We start from the raw sequence: 14,881 nt of genomic DNA on the forward strand, positions 1-14,881 counted from the left end.
TGCGGTTGCCGGGGCATACGCAACCTTTGCCCCGGCTCGTTACTCCTGTCATTGGTGCATCCCAGTTTATCGGAGTACCTTTGTAAGGGCTGCCTCCTGTATCTAGGCAGTCCCGTTTTTCTGCCGCGTACTTTTAGCTAATGTCTGAGTCTGCTTCCACTTCCTTCCTGGCCCGCAGCATGCGGCGCCGCTCCTTTTTTCGGGTAGCCGGGGCTACTGTTGCTGCTTCCACGCTGGTCTTGTCGGGCTGCGTCGGCGACGAAGAAACCGTGGCGCCTACCACGCCGGATGTGCCAGTCGTGAACCTGGGAACCGGGGATGCGGGGGTGCTCAACTACCTGCTGCTGCTCGAACAACTGGAAGCGGCCTTTTACCAGCGGGTGGTAACGACGCCCCGAGCGACCTGCCCGCCGCCGAGCTGACGGCCCTGACCGACGTGCGCGACCATGAAGTAATTCACCGTGAATTCTTCCGCCAGCTCATTGGCAGCACCGCTCTGCCAAACCTCGAATTCAACTTCACCTCCATCAACTTCACTACCCGGGCTGGGGTGCTGGCCGCAGCACGCACGTTCGAAGATCTGGGCGTGGCAGCTTACAACGGGGCCGCCAAGCTGTTTACTTCGAAGGCCAACCTGGTTTTGGTCGGCAAGATTGCCTCAGTGGAAGCCCGGCACGCTGCCTTCATCCGGGACTTGGTGCAGCCTGCCAACCCTTTTGACGAAGTCGTCGGGGCCAGTGGCCTAGGCGCCGTCCTGACGCCGACGCAGGTGCTGGCCGCCGCCGCCGTCTTTTTGCCCTATACCATTCTTAGCTCCGGGTTGCCAACCGCCTAAGCAGGCAACGGCTCCGCTTATTCTTTGCCATGAACATTCTCCAACTGCTCGCTGATCTTGCCGCCGTTGACTCCGAGTCCTACCAGCGCCTCAGTGGGCGCCGGGGGGCGCTAGCCAGTTTGGGCCAAACGGGCCGCCGGGCCGTGGCCGCAGCCGTGCCCCTGGCATTCGGCACTATGCTTACCAAAGCCTACGGCCGCCGCTCTAACACGGTGCTGGATGCCTTCACGCTGGCCCTGACGCTGGAATACCTGGAAAGTGAGTTCTACAAGCAAGCGCTGGCCTCGGGTCTGGTATTTCCCGGCAACTCCAAAGCTGTATTCCAACAGATTTACCAGCACGAGCAAGACCACGTGGCGTTTCTGCAGGAAACGTTGCGCATCTCGGGCGTCACGCCGCCGGCTAAGCCTCTGTTCGACTTTACCGGCAGCAAAAACGGGAAGCAGGCCGCCTTGTTTCCCACGGTTTTCCAGGACTTCGCTACGTTCCTCAAAGTAGCCCAGCTGCTGGAGGACACCGGTGTGCGGGCCTATAAGGGCCAGGCCGACACCCTCATTACCGATAATGACCTGCTCGAAGCCGCCATCCGCATTCATGCCGTAGAAGCCCGGCACGCAGCCCACATCCGCAACCTGCGGCGCGCCCAGGGAGCCAACGTGCGGGCCTGGGTGAGCAGCGCCGACGAGGTGATTACCACCGCTGGGGTTACCGACGCGGTGTATGCCGACGAACATCTGGACCGGCAGCAGCTGCCCGTTGCCGATGGCAAGATTCCCTTCTTCCCCACCGACACCACCCAGATTGTAACCACCACCCCGGAGAAAGCAAAAATCAGCATCGGTGAGGCTTTCGATGAGCCTATCAGCTCTACCACGGCCAGCACCATTGCCGCGCTGTTCATTTACAGCTAGCCTAACACTCTACTATAGCTTGCACCACTTGAAAGAACGGCTTCGGCCGTTCTTTTTTTGTATTAAGAAAGGGTTAAAAAGGACCGCTGGGCTTGCACTATCAAAACTAATTATTGTATCTTTCAATAAAGATAGTCCGTATGAGCCTCCCAGCCGCAGCTTTTTCTGTGGCTCTCGTATAACACCCCTGCCCCCCAACCTCCTCCTACCCAACCTACCCAAAACAACCTTGACCGATGCTGGAATACGTAAAAACCATCCTGCTAAAAGTCAGCTTCGACAAAATCCTATTTGAGAAAGAGCTGCGCAAAGGTTTCCGCATGCTCGTCCCGACGGAGTTAGCCGAGCTGAAAGCCTGGTGCTATCAGCAATTCGCTAAAATCTACCGAGGAGTTCTAAACCGCGTTTTTGCCTCGGCCGTCTAGCCCCCTTTTTATTCTTCTACCCGTATTTGCGCATCCGGTTCGTTTGTCACGAACCGGATGTTTCGTGTTAGGCCGGCATAGCCGGTACGTTTCACCGCCGACTGCCGGAATAATTCCGAGAATAGCTCGTGGGTAATTTCCTGCCAGTCGTTGGCCTTCAGGTGCGGCAGTTGGGCGTGGGGCCGGAATTGCGGCTCCTGATGGGGCTTGGCAAACCGGTTCCAAGGGCACACGTCCTGGCAGATGTCGCAGCCAAACACCCAGTTGCCGAACTTGCCCGCCACTTCCTGCGGAATCTGGTCTTTGAGCTCGATGGTGAAGTAGCTGATGCACTTGCTGCCATCCACTACGTAGGGGTTGGTAATGGCATCGGTGGGGCAGGCATCCACGCACTTGGTGCAGGTACCGCAATAGTCCTTGATGGGCCCGTCGTAGTCCAGCTCTACATCCACGATGAGCTCGGCAATAAAGTAAAAGCTGCCCACGCCCGGCGTAATCAGGTTGGAGTTCTTGCCAACCCAACCCAGCCCGCTCTTCTTGGCCCACACCTTGTCCATCACCGGCGCCGAATCGACGAACACCCGGCCGCCGACCTCCCCTATTTCCTGCTGCATATCATGGAGTAGCTCCTTGAGCTTGTCCTTGATGACAAAGTGGTAGTCGCGGCCGTAGGCGTATTTGCTGATCTTGAGCGTGTCTTCGTCGGCGGGCTGCTGGTCTTCCGGGGCCGGGTAGTAGTTCAGCAGCAAAGAAATGACCGACTTAGCCCCGTCCACGAGCAGGCGCGGGTCGAGGCGCTTGTCGAAATGGTTGGCCATGTAGGCCATCTTGCCATTCATCTGCTGGTTAAGCCAATTCTCCAGCCGGGGCGCTTCCTCTTCTAGAAACTCGGCCTTGGAAATACCGCAGTACATAAAGCCCAGCTCCGCCGCGCGGCGCTTGATGAAAGCAGTGTACTGGGCAGTTGGGAGCATGAGTTTGGGAATGGCTAACTACAAAAATACGGCATTACTTCCTCTCCTGTGCCACATGTTGCCAAGTCGGGCGAGCAGCTACTCAAATTCGCTGATATCCGCTTCTAGCATGTAATCCGTAGTTTCGGTCGGGAGAAGCAAAGGAAGCCCCTCCTGCCGGGCGGCTAATAAGTTTTGCGCGGTGCCGGAAACGTAACAGCCATCCTGCCCATAAAGCCGTGGATTCATCATCCACATTTCCCGTTTGCTCTGTGCTCTTACCGGTATAGAGTCCAGCGCGGCGTAAAATGAATCCGGCAAATAGTCACCTCCAAATTCGGACGTTACTTTAGCAACGAGCGTGTCATGGTAGAAAACCTGAACCAGGATTTGCTGCTGATCCGGAGTCAACGATTCGATGACGCGGAATTTTTGCTCCGGGAGCAGCTTAGTCAAGAACTCAGATAGAGTTAGGGCTAAGTCGCCGTCCTCATACAGGCATTCCGCATCAAAGTAATGAGTACGCAAGTCGTACTTTTTGCTCAACCGCCTTGTTCGGGCATCTAGTACCTCTCTTTTCCTAAACGCATCGGACATATCCTCTTTCGGTTGCTGGCTTTGGCATGAAGCCAATATGCCCAGGCAAACTGCTACGACGAACAGATGCCTGGGCATACGGCGGAGGGTACTCCTAATCATGTATACTCTAACCCTACTCCTGAGCGCCGAACAAGTCCCCGGGCGAATTGCCGCGCAGGTGCTGGGGCATGAGCTTGCCTAGGTGCTTGTAAGCTGCTTCGGTGGCTTCGCGGCCCCGGGAGGTGCGCTTGATGTAGCCTTCTTGGATCAGGAAAGGCTCGTACACTTCCTCAATGGTTTCGGCTTCCTCACCGCAGGCCGTGGCAATGGTGCTGATACCCACCGGGCCCCCTTTAAACTTGTCGATGATGGTGTTCAGGATGCGCTTGTCCATGTCGTCGAGGCCGCGGGCGTCCACGTCGAGGGCGTTGAGGGCAAACTGGGCAATGTCGACGGTGATGGTGCCGGTACCTTTGATCTGGGCAAAGTCGCGGGTGCGGCGCAGCAGGTTGTTGGCAATACGGGGCGTACCGCGGGAGCGGCGGGCAATTTCGAAGGCCGCATCCTCATAGATGGGCGTCGCCAGAATTTCGGCCGAACGCATCACAATGTCAGTCAGCAGTTTGGCGTCGTAGTATTCGAGGCGGGAGCTGATGCCGAAGCGGGCCCGCAGCGGCGAGGTGAGCATACCGCTGCGCGTCGTGGCGCCAATGAGGGTAAAGGGGCTCAGCGAAATCTGGACCGAGCGGGCATTCGGGCCCGAATCGAGCAGGATGTCGATGCGGTAGTCCTCCATGGCCGAGTATAGATACTCTTCCACCACGGGATTCAAGCGGTGAATCTCATCGATGAACAGCACGTCGTGCGGGTCCAGGTTGGTGAGCAGGCCGGCCAGGTCCGAAGGCTTGTCGAGCACCGGACCCGAGGTCATCTTGATGCCGGCCCCCAGTTCGTTGGCGATGATGTGGGACAGCGTGGTTTTGCCCAGACCGGGAGGCCCGTGCAGGAGCACATGGTCGAGGGCTTCGCCGCGCTGCTTGGCCGCGCCCACGAAGATCTGCAGGTTGTCGACTACTTTGGCCTGGCCCGTGAAGTCGGCGAAGCTCAGGGGCCGCAGGGCCTTGTCAATCTCTTTTTCGCCGGAGTCCATGTGGTCATTGCCACCGGTCATGAATGGTTCGCGCATAGCGGGGCTATATTCAGGTATTGCGTTGAATAAAGGTAACGCTTTCGACGCCCAAAATGCTCCCGGTTTTTAGTAAAATTTAGTATTCACTACGCTTTTTCTACTAGTATAATTAGCAAAATAGGGGTTTCAAGCCTTTAGGTACCTGGAAATAAGCCTTTCTTCCCTTCTTTGCGGCCTCATTTGCCGTGCCCATGAATTTTTCCCTCTCCGATACCTGGATTACCCACCTGCCTGCCGACTTCTACGAACAGCTGTCCCATTGCCTGTCGTTGCACGGCATGGTGTGCGCCGAACTGTTTAGCCGACCCGACTCGGCGCTGGTGCAGCAACTCATGCTGCTCACGCCCGTGACGGCCGCCACGGTGACCGCGCTGAACGGGGTGCAAAGTCAGGAACAGCTCATTGAGGCGCTGCGGCAGGAGCCCGGCCACGTCTACGATATGCTGCTGCTCGGGCGCCTGGGCCTGGATACCTCGCTGGCCGAGCCGGTGTTGCGGTTTGTGCGCCAGCAGATGTACGTGTCGGAGGAGCAGCTAGTAGCTATTAAGGTGTACTGCGTGGAGCTGAGCGAGGCGTTTCTGGCGTCGGTAGAGCAGCACCTGGCCGAAACCGACCGGGCCGTGGCCGGCCGCCTGGGTCAGCACCGCCTGCAGATCGAGGAAGCCTTTTTTACCCACAGCGAATCGGTGCAGGAAGAAGCCGAGCCCCTGCCTTCGGTGGCCAATGTGCGCTTCAACGAGCCCCAGCTCCAGATGGTGCGGCTGGCCGTGCTGCTGGTGCACAGCCTGCCCACCGACTCGGAGGTAGAGTTCGTGCGGGCCGTGACGCAGATTCCGGCCCTGCAGCCCCACAACCTGGAGGCCCTGACCGAGCGGTTGGGCGCCTTGCAGGCCGGTGACCAATTCACGCTGACCATGCCCGAGCTAGTGCAGCTTTACCAGGCCATGCAGGTGTGCGGGCTGGTATTCGTGTCGGATGTACTGGTGGCGCTGGGGCTGGAAGACTTTATGTCGGGGCCACCAGAGCTGGATGAGCCCGCGGCGGAAACCGAAGCCCCGGCCCGCGGCCCAATGAGCAGCCGGCAGGCGGTGGGCGAAATGGTCAGCGGCTTCACGGAGTGGGTACAGGCCAACTTTGCCGAAGACCCCGAGGTGGAGCTGGCCCGCCAGGAAATAGCCGCCCTGACCGACCTGATTTAAGCCCGCAGCAGCTACGCCAACGTGCCAGCCGGCAGTAGTACTTCGATTTCGAGGTGGAGCCAGTCTTCCTCCCAGGCTTTGTGCGCGAGGCGGGCACCCAGCGTGTAGCCGGCGTCGAGGAGGCGGGCTACGGTTTCGTTGCGCACTTCGGGCAGGTAGCCCAGCCACACGCCGCCCTCGGCCGCCGTGGTCAGTACTTTCACGGCCCAGTCGTCGTACTTGCTGTCGGACTCGCGCACCAGCTCCAGGGCCTGACCTACGTAGAGCTTAGGCTCGTGCTGTTTGAGTTTCTCCCGGTGGGTAGTGCCGGCCACCAGGCATTCAAGCAAAATCAGGGCGGGGGCAGAGGATGCGGATGCAGTAGTCATGGGGCCAATTTACGGACTCGCGGCAGGTTTTATGCATAAGGCCGCAAGCTGACAGGGTTTTACTGACAATTAGGGCTGGTGCTGACCGGCAGCACCCGGTTTCCTGGACCTTACGCAGTGCTCTATATACGTTACGGGTTGCGTAGGATACATTGTGGGCACCTTTTGCCATCCCGAGGCCAGTAGTGGGGCTATACATTGGTTTGCCGTGGTCTTACGGTTTCCTTTGCCCAATGAATTCTTCGCCTGCTGCCGCTGAAAGTGCCCCTGCTGCCGGCCGTCGTTGGCCCCGGGCGGAGGCAAGTGAATCAGCCGGCAGCGGCAGCCGTAAAAGCCAGTTTGAACAGCATCCGCCACGAATACGGCGGCAACATGCGCCTCTCTCCTCTTTTCCTTATGTATAGCAAAACTGAAGCCGCTCAGCTACGCCAGGCTTTCTGGACTACGTTTGGGCAGTATATGGCTCCCGTGCCTTCGGCGGAGGGTGTCCCGACCAACTGGATTAACTACAAAACCGGGCTCAAGCACGTGTACTTCCGCCTGCGGGCCGATGTGCGCCACGCCACCATCAGTATTGATATTACCCATCCCGATGAAGGCCTGCGGGAGCTGTTTTTTCAGCAGTTCCTGGAGCTGCGGCGCATGCTGGAGGAAAGTCTGGGCGAGGCCTGGACCTGGGAACCGCAGTTTGTGGACGAAAACGGGCAGACGATGAGCCGCATCTACCAGGAGTTGCGCCCGGCCAATATGTTTGACCGGGAAGACTGGCCCAAGCTAATTTCCTTTTTCAAGCCCCGCCTGATGGCCCTGGACGAGTTCTGGAGCGGAGCCCAATATGCCTTCGATGATTTGCGGTAAGGCACTGCTTACCAACCAAAAAGGCTGCTCCCACGCTCGGGAACAGCCTTTTTTGGCTCTCTACGCCCTATTTTTTTAAGACTGGTTACCGCTCTTGATGCCCTGGCTTTGGCTTTCACCACCTTCACTCTGAGGGCCTTTGCTGGTGTGGGAGGTCTGGGCGCTGGGCGTGCGCAACTGCGGCTCCCGGCTCTGGCCAGCCCCGGGCGTACCGCCCTGGTCGGCGTTGGGGCTGCTGTTGTTTACCTCATCGAGGGTATGATAGCGGACGCCGTTGTTGCCGCCGCTGCCGGCCATAATGCTGGCAATACCGTCGGAAGAGCCGGAGTCGGACTCACTGTCGGGGCTGAAGCTGCCGTCGCCGTCGCGGGTGCGGTCGTGGTGACGCAGGTTGGGGTCGGGGCCACCCTGGCGCATTTCGTCGCCTTCCTGGCGGTACTGCTCCTTGTCGTGCTCCCGGCGTTCCTGCCGCCGCGACTCGGCGTTTTCGTGCTCGTTGTCAGTATTCATAGCGCTGAGTTTACTATTGAAAATCAACTGTTTATACGCCAGCCAATTTTCCTCCGGTGCCGAATGCCCAAATTTTACAAGTGCCCGGTTCAGCTCCGCCAACTGGCAAGGTCGGCCAATGTATAGGCTGGAATGGAGCCACTCTGCTTCCAGCTTGGCTCTAGCACTCTATATAGTTATTTAATAGTATTTGGCTTGATTTCTGCGCCCGGCAGGCCATAGAAAGACAGGTGTGGCACGGCTTATTCTTACCTCCTAACCCAAGTGTATCATGCGTAACATTACTTGCTTACTGGGCCTACTGCTGGCCTCCGGCGCAGCTCTGGCCCAGCGCCAGCCCACTCCCTCGCGCTACCTGATGCTGGTGCGCGTCATCGATATATCGGTGCCGGGGTCGGAGCTCGGGCGCAGCTCTTCTCTAACGACTATTCAACCCGACGGTACCTTCAGCACCGAAGAAGTCCAGGTATTGCCCATTACCAGCATCAGCAAGAAAACAGCCAATGCCAGCATTGCCCGCTTTACCCCGGACTCGACCAGCAATAACATCCGCCGCCAGCGCTACGCCCAGAACACAGTGTACCAGGCCGAGGTGAAGAAACTAAATGAACTGAGTGCCCAGGGCTGGCAGCTGGTGAGTACCACCCAGGAAGCGGCTACGGTGCGTTATCTGTTTCGCAAAGACGCGGCCGTAACCCAGTAGCGGCCGGGCTTACAAGCACGGTCCGGCAGTGGCGCTATCCTTTGATTTTTGTCCGATGAAGAAAACTTTCTGGGTTACGGCCCTGGTAACAGTGGCCTTCGGCAGCTGGGCGTTTTATCCCAAGCCCGCGGCCCCCGCCGAGTACATGGAATTGTCGTTGCGCGAGGTGTACGGCACTCATACCCTGGTCATGATTCTGCCCACTGGTGAAATCAACGAGCAGAAGCTCGATGTCAGGGGCAAGAGCGACTACCGGTACCGGGGGCAACTTATACTCCGGCTCAATGAGCTGCGGGCCCAGGGCTGGACGGTAGCACAGCAGCAGGAATCCGAAACGGTGGTTCCCGATGCCCGGCACCCGCAGCTCAGCCCTGACTTTGTCCGCACCACGACGTATCTGCTGGAAAAGCCTTGAGCCCAGCTGCCGCCAACGCATAGACCAAAGCCGCCCCGGAATTGGGGCGGCTTTGCCGTTTTAGCTTCCAGCAGCGGAGCGCGTTTGCCTACCCTGCTTTCTTATCTGGGACAGGCGTACTTGCCGCGCTACCGGCTTTGGGAATGGCACCTGCTCAAGCTGGTTTGGAGCCTATGGCCGAGCTATTGCAGCGCGGCCTATTTGGGCTTACCTTGGCTGAGTTTCACACCTTATCAATTGCTCTTTTTTATGAAAAAAGCTCTACTTGCCGCCACGCTGACCCTGACTGCTCTGGGCACCTGGTCGTTTTATCCGAAACCCGCCGAGGGCGGCGGCACCATGATGGTTATCAGCAATATGTCGTTCGGCCTCGATGCCCAGGCTTCCATCATCACCATTGCTCCCGATGGAGGACAGAAGGAGAAGGAGCTCGACTTTAGCCGGGGCAGCGCCAAGCGTATGGCTGCCAACACGGCCATTGTGCACAAAGCGGCGCTGGCCACGGTGAATGAGTATACCAAGGCTGGCTGGCACGTCATCAGCAGCACGCCCAACAACATGACCAGCACCGGCAATACCGTCTTCAGCCAGACGGTGTACGTGCTGGAGAAGTAAGCTTGTCGGCACACGCAAAGGGCCGCCCCACAGTGGGGCGGCCCTTTGTGCTTTATCCCAGGTCCTGCCTGCAACAGCGTCCTGACTGATGACAGCAGAACCAGTCGATTCCTACCTTATTTAGACAGCCTTCCCTGAGCCGGACTTTAGTGCAAGTATTTCTCAGCTGGCCACCGAACCTTATATACAAACCAGCAACCCTTGCTTGGCAATGGCAGCGTCGCCCACGAATTGCTTTAGCTCGTTGAAGCTGGTCACTAGCCAGTCTACAGTTTCCTCAGGCTTTTCCTCTTTGCTCCAGCCTACTGGATAAATCTCCAGTTCGTCCATTGCCGCACTATCGTAGCGCAACCTGAATTCTGATTCGGACAAACGGCCCAGCGCCGCCGCGAATTGACTGACTTCGGCATTGGTGAGCCCCCGCGCCGGGCCGAGGCCGACGCTATGTTCTTCTTCATTCCCAATTACCTGCCCGCCATCCATTAAGTAAGCCAACTCCTCGGGACCTTCCCAGCCCGAACCCGTTAGCATAAAGTGCAGGCCGTGCCAGGCTTTGTCTAGGTCTAGCTCCTGACCAGCCGGCGCCAGCTCGTCCACTAAATCCAGGATCAAGTCGGGCTCGGCCAGCAGTTGCTGCAGTTGCGGCTCACTTACTTTCCTGAGTATCATAATCATGCCCATAGCTGAACTGCGGTAAAGGTGAAACTCAATAAAAACGACCATTCTGCCCTTAGAATGGCCGTTTCAAGGTAGGCAAATCAGAGGTTACTTAAACGCCGGGGCTGGTGAGCAGCGGGGCGGATAATACCCAAAGTGCGTTTTGATGGTGACTATTAATCCTCCGCAGCCCAGGCCAGGGAAAGTAAGAGCTTGCCGGAAGTTGGATCCGCAGACTCAGCCCAGCAGCAGCAAGGCGCGGTTGGCGGCGGCTGTTTCCTGGATAAAGTGCTGTAGCTCCTGCTGCATCTGCCGTTCCGTTGGGGCAGGTCCCTGTTTCTCACTGGTTGGACGGCTACTGTCCTCGTCCCAGGTAAAGGGTAGAGAATTGTCCATATCAAAAAATTCCCAACCATCGGGAGACAGGAGAACTTCGGGAGCAGCGGCGGGGCTTTCGGGCATTTCAGCCAACGCGCTGGCTAACGCGGTACTAAGCTTTAGCACCTGCGGAGCCCTGAATATTTGGGCATCAAAACCCAGTGACCAAGCATCTTTCCCGACCTGCTCCCCTTCGTTGACAATCATATGCCAAGCCGTGTGGCTGCACGAAACGAGTATAACCAACATTCTCCAGTCGTAGAAACGCCTTGGCGAATCAGCCGGACCCAGGTACGAAGCTATGTTGCCGGTCCGTTCATAGGCTTCTTCAGCGCGCTGGTACTCGTCCGCTTCCAGCTGAACCAGCTTTTCCGGATATTGCAGGAACTCCTGCGCATCCGTATCCGAAATTGACCGAAGTTCACAGGACCTGCCCATGAGGTGACGTTGAATCAGGTGTGCTTGCAGAGCAAAGGAATTAGTGCCAATCATTGCCGCAATGACGGCATTGGCGGGCCTGGGGCGTGCGGGCAAGCAGGCCACAGCGAGGACACAGATTTAACAGCTTCTCGCGGCCATGCGCATTGAAGACAGTAACGGCCGTGTTATACCGAAAAGCATCCGGTCCGTCGGCCAGCCTTTCCAGCAGTTGCTTATCGGTAATTAGCCAGCCCTTACGCGCACTAAGAATCTGCATTCTCTGCCGTACCGAGGCGGCCGTTACTGCCATCAGCTTCTCCGTCGTCAGTAGATGCTGCAATATGAGCTTCTCCTGCTCTGATAGAAGATGCCAGTGGTACGTAAGGATGTAGCTCACCGTCTCTTGGTCCATGGAGTTATATGTAAAACGGCCGCCCTGTTTCCAGAACGGCCGTTTTATGCAATGCATTAGGTCTTACTTGAACGCCTGAATTCCGGTAATATCAGCGCCGGTAATGAGCAGGTGGATGTCGTGGGTGCCTTCGTAGGTAATCACCGACTCCAGGTTCATCATGTGGCGCATGATGGGATACTCGCCGGTGATGCCCATGCCGCCGTGAATCTGGCGGGCTTCGCGGGCTACCTGCAAGGCCATGTCCACGGAATTGCGCTTGGCCATGCTGATCTGGGCGCTGGTGGCTTTGCCCTCGTTTTTGAGCATGCCCAGGCGCCACACCATCAGCTGGGCCTTGGTGATTTCGGTAATCATTTCGGCCAGCTTCTTCTGCTGGAGCTGGAAGCCGGCAATGGGCTTACCGAACTGCTCCCGCTCCAGGGAATACTTCAGGGCCGACTCGTAGCAGTCGATGGCTACGCCGATAGCACCCCAGGCAATGCCATAGCGGGCCGAGTCGAGGCAGCCGAGGGGGCCGCGCAGGCCTTCCACGTTGGGCAGCAGGTTTTCTTTGGGCACCTTCACGTTGTCGAACACCAGCTCACCGGTGCAGGACGCGCGCAGGCTCCACTTGTTGTGAATTTCGGGAGTCGTGAAGCCTTCCATACCGCGCTCCACAATCAGGCCCTTGATGCGGCCCTGCTCGTTTTTGGCCCACACCACGGCAATCTGCGCCTCGGGAGAGTTCGAAATCCAGAGCTTGGCGCCGTTGAGCAGGTAGTAGTCACCCATATCCTTGATATTGGTAACCATGCCACCGGGGTTGGAGCCGTGGTCGGGCTCGGTGAGGCCGAAGCAGCCCAGCCACTCGCCCGAGGCCAGCTTGGGCAGGTACTTCTTGCGCTGCTCCTCCGAGCCGTAGGCGTAAATGGGGTACATCACCAACGAGCCCTGCACCGAGGCCGTGGAGCGCATGCCAGAGTCGCCACGCTCAATTTCCTGCATAATCAGGCCGTAGCTGATGTAGTCGAGGCCGCCGCCGCCGTACTCAGTGGGGATGGTAGGGCCAAAGGCACCCACGTCGCCGAACTTCTTGACGATTTCGGAGGGAAAATGATTGTCCTGGGCCCACTTTTCAATGCTGGGGCTGATTTCCTTCTTGACAAAGTCGCGGATGCTCTGGCGGATGAGCTTGTGCTCTTCGGTCAGCAGGCCGTCGATGTCGTAGTAATCGGTGAAGCCGGCGGCGTTCAACGAACCGCTGCGGTGCTCGGCTTTAGCCTTGGGCGAGAGGACGTCGGATTGGGATGACATAACTGGGGGTTGGGTGGGAATCAGCCTCAAAGATAGAAGTTTCAGCATGCAGAACAGGCCCCGGGTGGGGTTGGTTCGGTGCGGCCGAAACAGCGGCGAAGTTTATGATATGCCGTATTCTTGTACACTGCCGGCCCTCCCTGATGGGGAATCTTGCGTTTTTATATTCAAAACAGCTGATTCTTCCGTAGAGGGCACATTCCCTTCCGCCCTATCCTTCTGCCCTTCTGCATATGAGTCACGAAAAGAAACTAAACGAGCTGGAAGCCACGGCTATCTGCGGCAACGATATTTCCTCCTCGTGCCTATACGTCTCGGCCCTGGCCATTGCCTATGCCGGACAGTACGCCTGGATTGCCCTGCTCATCGTGGGAGCGGTGCTGTTTCTGTTCCGCACGATTTACGGCGAAGTGGTAGGCGCTTTGCCACTGAATGGCGGCGCCTACAACGTGCTGCTCAACACGACCAGTAAGCGCAATGCCGCCCTGGCCGCCTGCCTCACCATTCTGTCGTACATGGCTACGGCCGTTATTTCGGCTAGTGAGGCCATGCACTACCTGCACACGCTCTGGCACGGGCTGCCCATTATCGGGGCTACGCTGGGGCTGCTGGGCCTGTTTCTGGTGCTGACCATCCTGGGCATTTCGGAGTCGGCGAAGGTGGCGGTGGCTATTTTTCTGGTCCACCTGGTGTCCCTGACTTTGCTGGTGGGCAGCGCCATCTGGTACCTAGCTACCCACGGCCTCGATACCATGAGCCTGAATTTCCAGCTCCCGGTGAAAGGCGGCAGCGTAGTCAATGCGCTGTTTTTCGGCTTTAGCGCGGCCATGCTGGGCATTTCGGGCTTCGAAAGCTCGGCCAATTTCGTGGAAGAACAGGCCCGGGGCGTGTTTCCCAAGACTCTGCGCAACATGTGGATTGTGGTGAGCTTCTTCAACCCCGTTATTGCCTTTCTGGCCATTGCGGTGCTACCCATGGTGGAAGTCGGCCAGCACACCGAGACGCTCCTCTCCCACCTGGGCACTACCACCGGCGGCCGGTGGCTGGGCATGCTCATTTCAGTCGATGCCGTAGCCGTGCTCAGCGGGGCCGTGCTGACCTCCTTCGTGGGCGTGAGCGGCCTGATGCAGCGCATGACCCTGGACCGGATTCTGCCCCAGTTTTTTCTCAAAGCCAACAAAGCCGGCAGCAACTACCTGATCCTGATTACCTTTTTCCTGCTCTGCGTATCGGTGCTGCTTATTACCAATGGGGAGCTGGGGCCGCTGTCGGGGGTGTATACTATTTCCTTTTTGTCGGTAATGGCCTTTTTTGCCCTGGGCAACTTCCTGCTCAAGAGCAAGCGGCCCAAGCTGCCGCGGCCGGTGTATGCGGGCATCACCACGGTGTTGCTGGCGCTGATTGGCATTCTGGTGGCCCTGTACGGCAACATCAAGATTCACCCCGACTACCTGATTGTGTTTCTGCAGTACTTCCTGCCCACCATGGCCCTGGTCTACATCATGCTCAACCGCACGGCCATTCTGAACCTGATTCTGGCGGCAGTGGAGTCGGTGGCCGAGCATTCGCCGCGGTTTTCGCGCCTGGGCCGGCTGTTTGTGAAGCGGCAGCTAAAGGAGCTGCACAAGCAGGAATTCGTATTTTTCACCAAGGGCGACAATGTCTCGAACCTCAACAAAGTCATGGCCTACGTGGTAGAAAACGAGTTTACCAACCGCCTCAAAATCGTGACCCTGCTCAAGCCCGGTGAGGAATATCCGCAGGAGCTGCTAACCGACATTCGGGTCCTGGACCGCGCCTACGAGCAGATAGAGGTGGATTTTGTTACCATCGACGGCAAGTTTGGCCCCGAGCTGATTGACCGGCTTTCTACCGAGTGGAATATCCCTAAAAACTTCATGTTCATCGGCTCCCCCGGCAACCAGTTTCCCTACCACATTTCCGAGCTGGGCGGCGTGCGACTAATTATTTAAGGAGTTAAGCTACTAACTTCCTGTCCTTGTAGGCAGCGCGAAGCAATCAGTACTCTGACATGTGCGGAGCCTTCTGATATAAAAAAGCCCCTTACTACACGCGGTAGTAAGGGGCTTTCTGGTAAAAGAGTGTTTGTCACTAGCAGAGGACGGATAGCCGCCGCTTGATGCGCGGAATGTCGTTC

At 57.7% G+C, this 14,881-nt stretch carries 19 protein-coding genes; 10 read left to right on the forward strand and 9 right to left on the reverse strand.

Going from position 1 to position 14,881, the window contains the following annotated elements; genetic code table 11:
• The first annotated feature begins 140 nt into the window (after positions 1–140).
• The 4 genes from MUN80_RS00250 (at position 141) to MUN80_RS00265 (ending at position 2,171) form a co-directional block, all read left to right on the forward strand.
• Entirely contained in the window at positions 141–422 is a 282-nt protein-coding gene (locus MUN80_RS00250) for a hypothetical protein (protein ID WP_244718129.1), read from the forward strand.
• A gap of 14 nt (positions 423–436) precedes the next feature.
• Complete coding sequence (locus MUN80_RS00255; RefSeq protein ID WP_244718131.1) at positions 437–835, forward strand: ferritin-like domain-containing protein; 399 nt, start codon at positions 437–439, stop codon at positions 833–835.
• 29 nt (positions 836–864) lie between these two features.
• Positions 865–1,746, forward strand: a complete 882-nt coding sequence (locus MUN80_RS00260) for a ferritin-like domain-containing protein (protein ID WP_244718133.1) — start codon at positions 865–867, stop codon at positions 1,744–1,746.
• A 236-nt stretch (positions 1,747–1,982) separates the two neighbouring features.
• Positions 1,983–2,171: a hypothetical protein gene (locus MUN80_RS00265; RefSeq protein ID WP_244718135.1), complete on the forward strand. Its 189-nt coding sequence runs from the start codon at positions 1,983–1,985 to the stop codon at positions 2,169–2,171.
• Positions 2,172–2,179: 8 nt separating this feature from the next.
• Here the strand turns inward: MUN80_RS00265 and queG are convergent, their stop codons facing one another.
• The 3 genes from queG to ruvB form a co-directional block, all read right to left on the reverse strand.
• Positions 2,180–3,145, reverse strand: coding sequence for a tRNA epoxyqueuosine(34) reductase QueG (queG, locus tag MUN80_RS00270; RefSeq protein ID WP_244718137.1), 966 nt, complete (start codon positions 3,143–3,145; stop codon positions 2,180–2,182).
• A 78-nt stretch (positions 3,146–3,223) separates the two neighbouring features.
• Positions 3,224–3,721, reverse strand: coding sequence for a hypothetical protein (locus MUN80_RS00275; protein WP_244718139.1), 498 nt, complete (start codon positions 3,719–3,721; stop codon positions 3,224–3,226).
• A gap of 115 nt (positions 3,722–3,836) precedes the next feature.
• The gene (gene ruvB / locus MUN80_RS00280) at positions 3,837–4,889 is read right to left on the reverse strand and encodes a Holliday junction branch migration DNA helicase RuvB (protein ID WP_244718141.1); all 1,053 of its coding nucleotides are present in this window, start codon (positions 4,887–4,889) and stop codon (positions 3,837–3,839) included.
• Positions 4,890–5,083: 194 nt separating this feature from the next.
• On the opposite strand from ruvB, the gene MUN80_RS00285 reads away from it, so the two are divergent.
• Complete coding sequence (locus MUN80_RS00285; protein WP_244718143.1) at positions 5,084–6,091, forward strand: hypothetical protein; 1,008 nt, start codon at positions 5,084–5,086, stop codon at positions 6,089–6,091.
• Positions 6,092–6,102: 11 nt separating this feature from the next.
• On the opposite strand, the gene MUN80_RS00290 is transcribed toward MUN80_RS00285, so the two are convergent.
• On the reverse strand, positions 6,103–6,459 hold the full coding sequence (locus MUN80_RS00290; RefSeq protein ID WP_244718145.1) for an HIRAN domain-containing protein: 357 nt from the start codon (positions 6,457–6,459) through the stop codon (positions 6,103–6,105).
• A 396-nt stretch (positions 6,460–6,855) separates the two neighbouring features.
• Between MUN80_RS00290 and MUN80_RS00295 the strand changes: the two genes are divergently transcribed.
• Positions 6,856–7,317, forward strand: coding sequence for a DUF4268 domain-containing protein (locus MUN80_RS00295; RefSeq protein ID WP_244718148.1), 462 nt, complete (start codon positions 6,856–6,858; stop codon positions 7,315–7,317).
• A gap of 75 nt (positions 7,318–7,392) precedes the next feature.
• On the opposite strand, the gene MUN80_RS00300 is transcribed toward MUN80_RS00295, so the two are convergent.
• Entirely contained in the window at positions 7,393–7,827 is a 435-nt protein-coding gene (locus MUN80_RS00300; RefSeq protein WP_244718151.1) for a hypothetical protein, read from the reverse strand.
• Positions 7,828–8,098: 271 nt separating this feature from the next.
• On the opposite strand from MUN80_RS00300, the gene MUN80_RS00305 reads away from it, so the two are divergent.
• The 3 genes from MUN80_RS00305 to MUN80_RS00315 all read left to right on the forward strand — a co-directional run bounded on the left by MUN80_RS00305 (position 8,099) and on the right by MUN80_RS00315 (position 9,560).
• On the forward strand, positions 8,099–8,530 hold the full coding sequence (locus MUN80_RS00305) for a hypothetical protein (RefSeq protein WP_244718154.1): 432 nt from the start codon (positions 8,099–8,101) through the stop codon (positions 8,528–8,530).
• Between the two features lie 55 nt (positions 8,531–8,585).
• A complete protein-coding gene (locus tag MUN80_RS00310; RefSeq protein WP_244718157.1) occupies positions 8,586–8,945 on the forward strand; it encodes a hypothetical protein in 360 nt (119 codons plus the stop codon).
• Positions 8,946–9,194: 249 nt separating this feature from the next.
• Positions 9,195–9,560, forward strand: coding sequence for a hypothetical protein (locus tag MUN80_RS00315; protein WP_244718160.1), 366 nt, complete (start codon positions 9,195–9,197; stop codon positions 9,558–9,560).
• 180 nt (positions 9,561–9,740) lie between these two features.
• On the opposite strand, the gene MUN80_RS00320 is transcribed toward MUN80_RS00315, so the two are convergent.
• From MUN80_RS00320 to MUN80_RS00335, 4 genes are all read right to left on the reverse strand, one after another.
• Complete coding sequence (locus tag MUN80_RS00320; RefSeq protein ID WP_244718162.1) at positions 9,741–10,283, reverse strand: YfbM family protein; 543 nt, start codon at positions 10,281–10,283, stop codon at positions 9,741–9,743.
• A gap of 171 nt (positions 10,284–10,454) precedes the next feature.
• Positions 10,455–11,087: a hypothetical protein gene (locus MUN80_RS00325; RefSeq protein ID WP_244718165.1), complete on the reverse strand. Its 633-nt coding sequence runs from the start codon at positions 11,085–11,087 to the stop codon at positions 10,455–10,457.
• Positions 11,074–11,427 (reverse strand): hypothetical protein, encoded by a 354-nt coding sequence (locus MUN80_RS00330; protein ID WP_244718168.1) that lies wholly within the window; start codon positions 11,425–11,427, stop codon positions 11,074–11,076. Before MUN80_RS00330 ends, MUN80_RS00325 begins: the two co-directional genes overlap by 14 nt.
• A gap of 63 nt (positions 11,428–11,490) precedes the next feature.
• On the reverse strand, positions 11,491–12,723 hold the full coding sequence (locus MUN80_RS00335) for an acyl-CoA dehydrogenase family protein (RefSeq protein ID WP_244675761.1): 1,233 nt from the start codon (positions 12,721–12,723) through the stop codon (positions 11,491–11,493).
• Positions 12,724–12,956: 233 nt separating this feature from the next.
• Between MUN80_RS00335 and MUN80_RS00340 the strand changes: the two genes are divergently transcribed.
• Positions 12,957–14,696: an APC family permease gene (locus MUN80_RS00340; RefSeq protein WP_244718171.1), complete on the forward strand. Its 1,740-nt coding sequence runs from the start codon at positions 12,957–12,959 to the stop codon at positions 14,694–14,696.
• Positions 14,697–14,881 lie beyond the last annotated feature (185 nt).

This window comes from Hymenobacter cellulosivorans, from assembly GCF_022919135.1.
Classification (GTDB): Bacteria; Bacteroidota; Bacteroidia; order Cytophagales; family Hymenobacteraceae; genus Hymenobacter; species Hymenobacter cellulosivorans.

Bases quoted from the DNA above. Each gene is read 5' to 3' on its own strand.
- MUN80_RS00250 (WP_244718129.1), top strand. From the start codon at position 141: ATGTCTGAGTCTGCTTCCACTTCCTTCCTGGCCCGCAGCATGCGGCGC.
- MUN80_RS00260 (WP_244718133.1), top strand. From the start codon at position 865: ATGAACATTCTCCAACTGCTCGCTGATCTTGCCGCCGTTGACTCCGAG.
- MUN80_RS00265 (WP_244718135.1), top strand. From the start codon at position 1,983: ATGCTGGAATACGTAAAAACCATCCTGCTAAAAGTCAGCTTCGACAAA.
- queG (WP_244718137.1), bottom strand. From the start codon at position 3,145: ATGCTCCCAACTGCCCAGTACACTGCTTTCATCAAGCGCCGCGCGGCG.
- MUN80_RS00275 (WP_244718139.1), bottom strand. From the start codon at position 3,721: ATGTCCGATGCGTTTAGGAAAAGAGAGGTACTAGATGCCCGAACAAGG.
- ruvB (WP_244718141.1), bottom strand. From the start codon at position 4,889: ATGCGCGAACCATTCATGACCGGTGGCAATGACCACATGGACTCCGGC.
- MUN80_RS00285 (WP_244718143.1), top strand. From the start codon at position 5,084: ATGAATTTTTCCCTCTCCGATACCTGGATTACCCACCTGCCTGCCGAC.
- MUN80_RS00290 (WP_244718145.1), bottom strand. From the start codon at position 6,459: ATGACTACTGCATCCGCATCCTCTGCCCCCGCCCTGATTTTGCTTGAA.
- MUN80_RS00295 (WP_244718148.1), top strand. From the start codon at position 6,856: ATGTATAGCAAAACTGAAGCCGCTCAGCTACGCCAGGCTTTCTGGACT.
- MUN80_RS00300 (WP_244718151.1), bottom strand. From the start codon at position 7,827: ATGAATACTGACAACGAGCACGAAAACGCCGAGTCGCGGCGGCAGGAA.
- MUN80_RS00305 (WP_244718154.1), top strand. From the start codon at position 8,099: ATGCGTAACATTACTTGCTTACTGGGCCTACTGCTGGCCTCCGGCGCA.
- MUN80_RS00310 (WP_244718157.1), top strand. From the start codon at position 8,586: ATGAAGAAAACTTTCTGGGTTACGGCCCTGGTAACAGTGGCCTTCGGC.
- MUN80_RS00315 (WP_244718160.1), top strand. From the start codon at position 9,195: ATGAAAAAAGCTCTACTTGCCGCCACGCTGACCCTGACTGCTCTGGGC.
- MUN80_RS00320 (WP_244718162.1), bottom strand. From the start codon at position 10,283: ATGGTCGTTTTTATTGAGTTTCACCTTTACCGCAGTTCAGCTATGGGC.
- MUN80_RS00325 (WP_244718165.1), bottom strand. From the start codon at position 11,087: ATGATTGGCACTAATTCCTTTGCTCTGCAAGCACACCTGATTCAACGT.
- MUN80_RS00330 (WP_244718168.1), bottom strand. From the start codon at position 11,427: ATGGACCAAGAGACGGTGAGCTACATCCTTACGTACCACTGGCATCTT.
- MUN80_RS00335 (WP_244675761.1), bottom strand. From the start codon at position 12,723: ATGTCATCCCAATCCGACGTCCTCTCGCCCAAGGCTAAAGCCGAGCAC.
- MUN80_RS00340 (WP_244718171.1), top strand. From the start codon at position 12,957: ATGAGTCACGAAAAGAAACTAAACGAGCTGGAAGCCACGGCTATCTGC.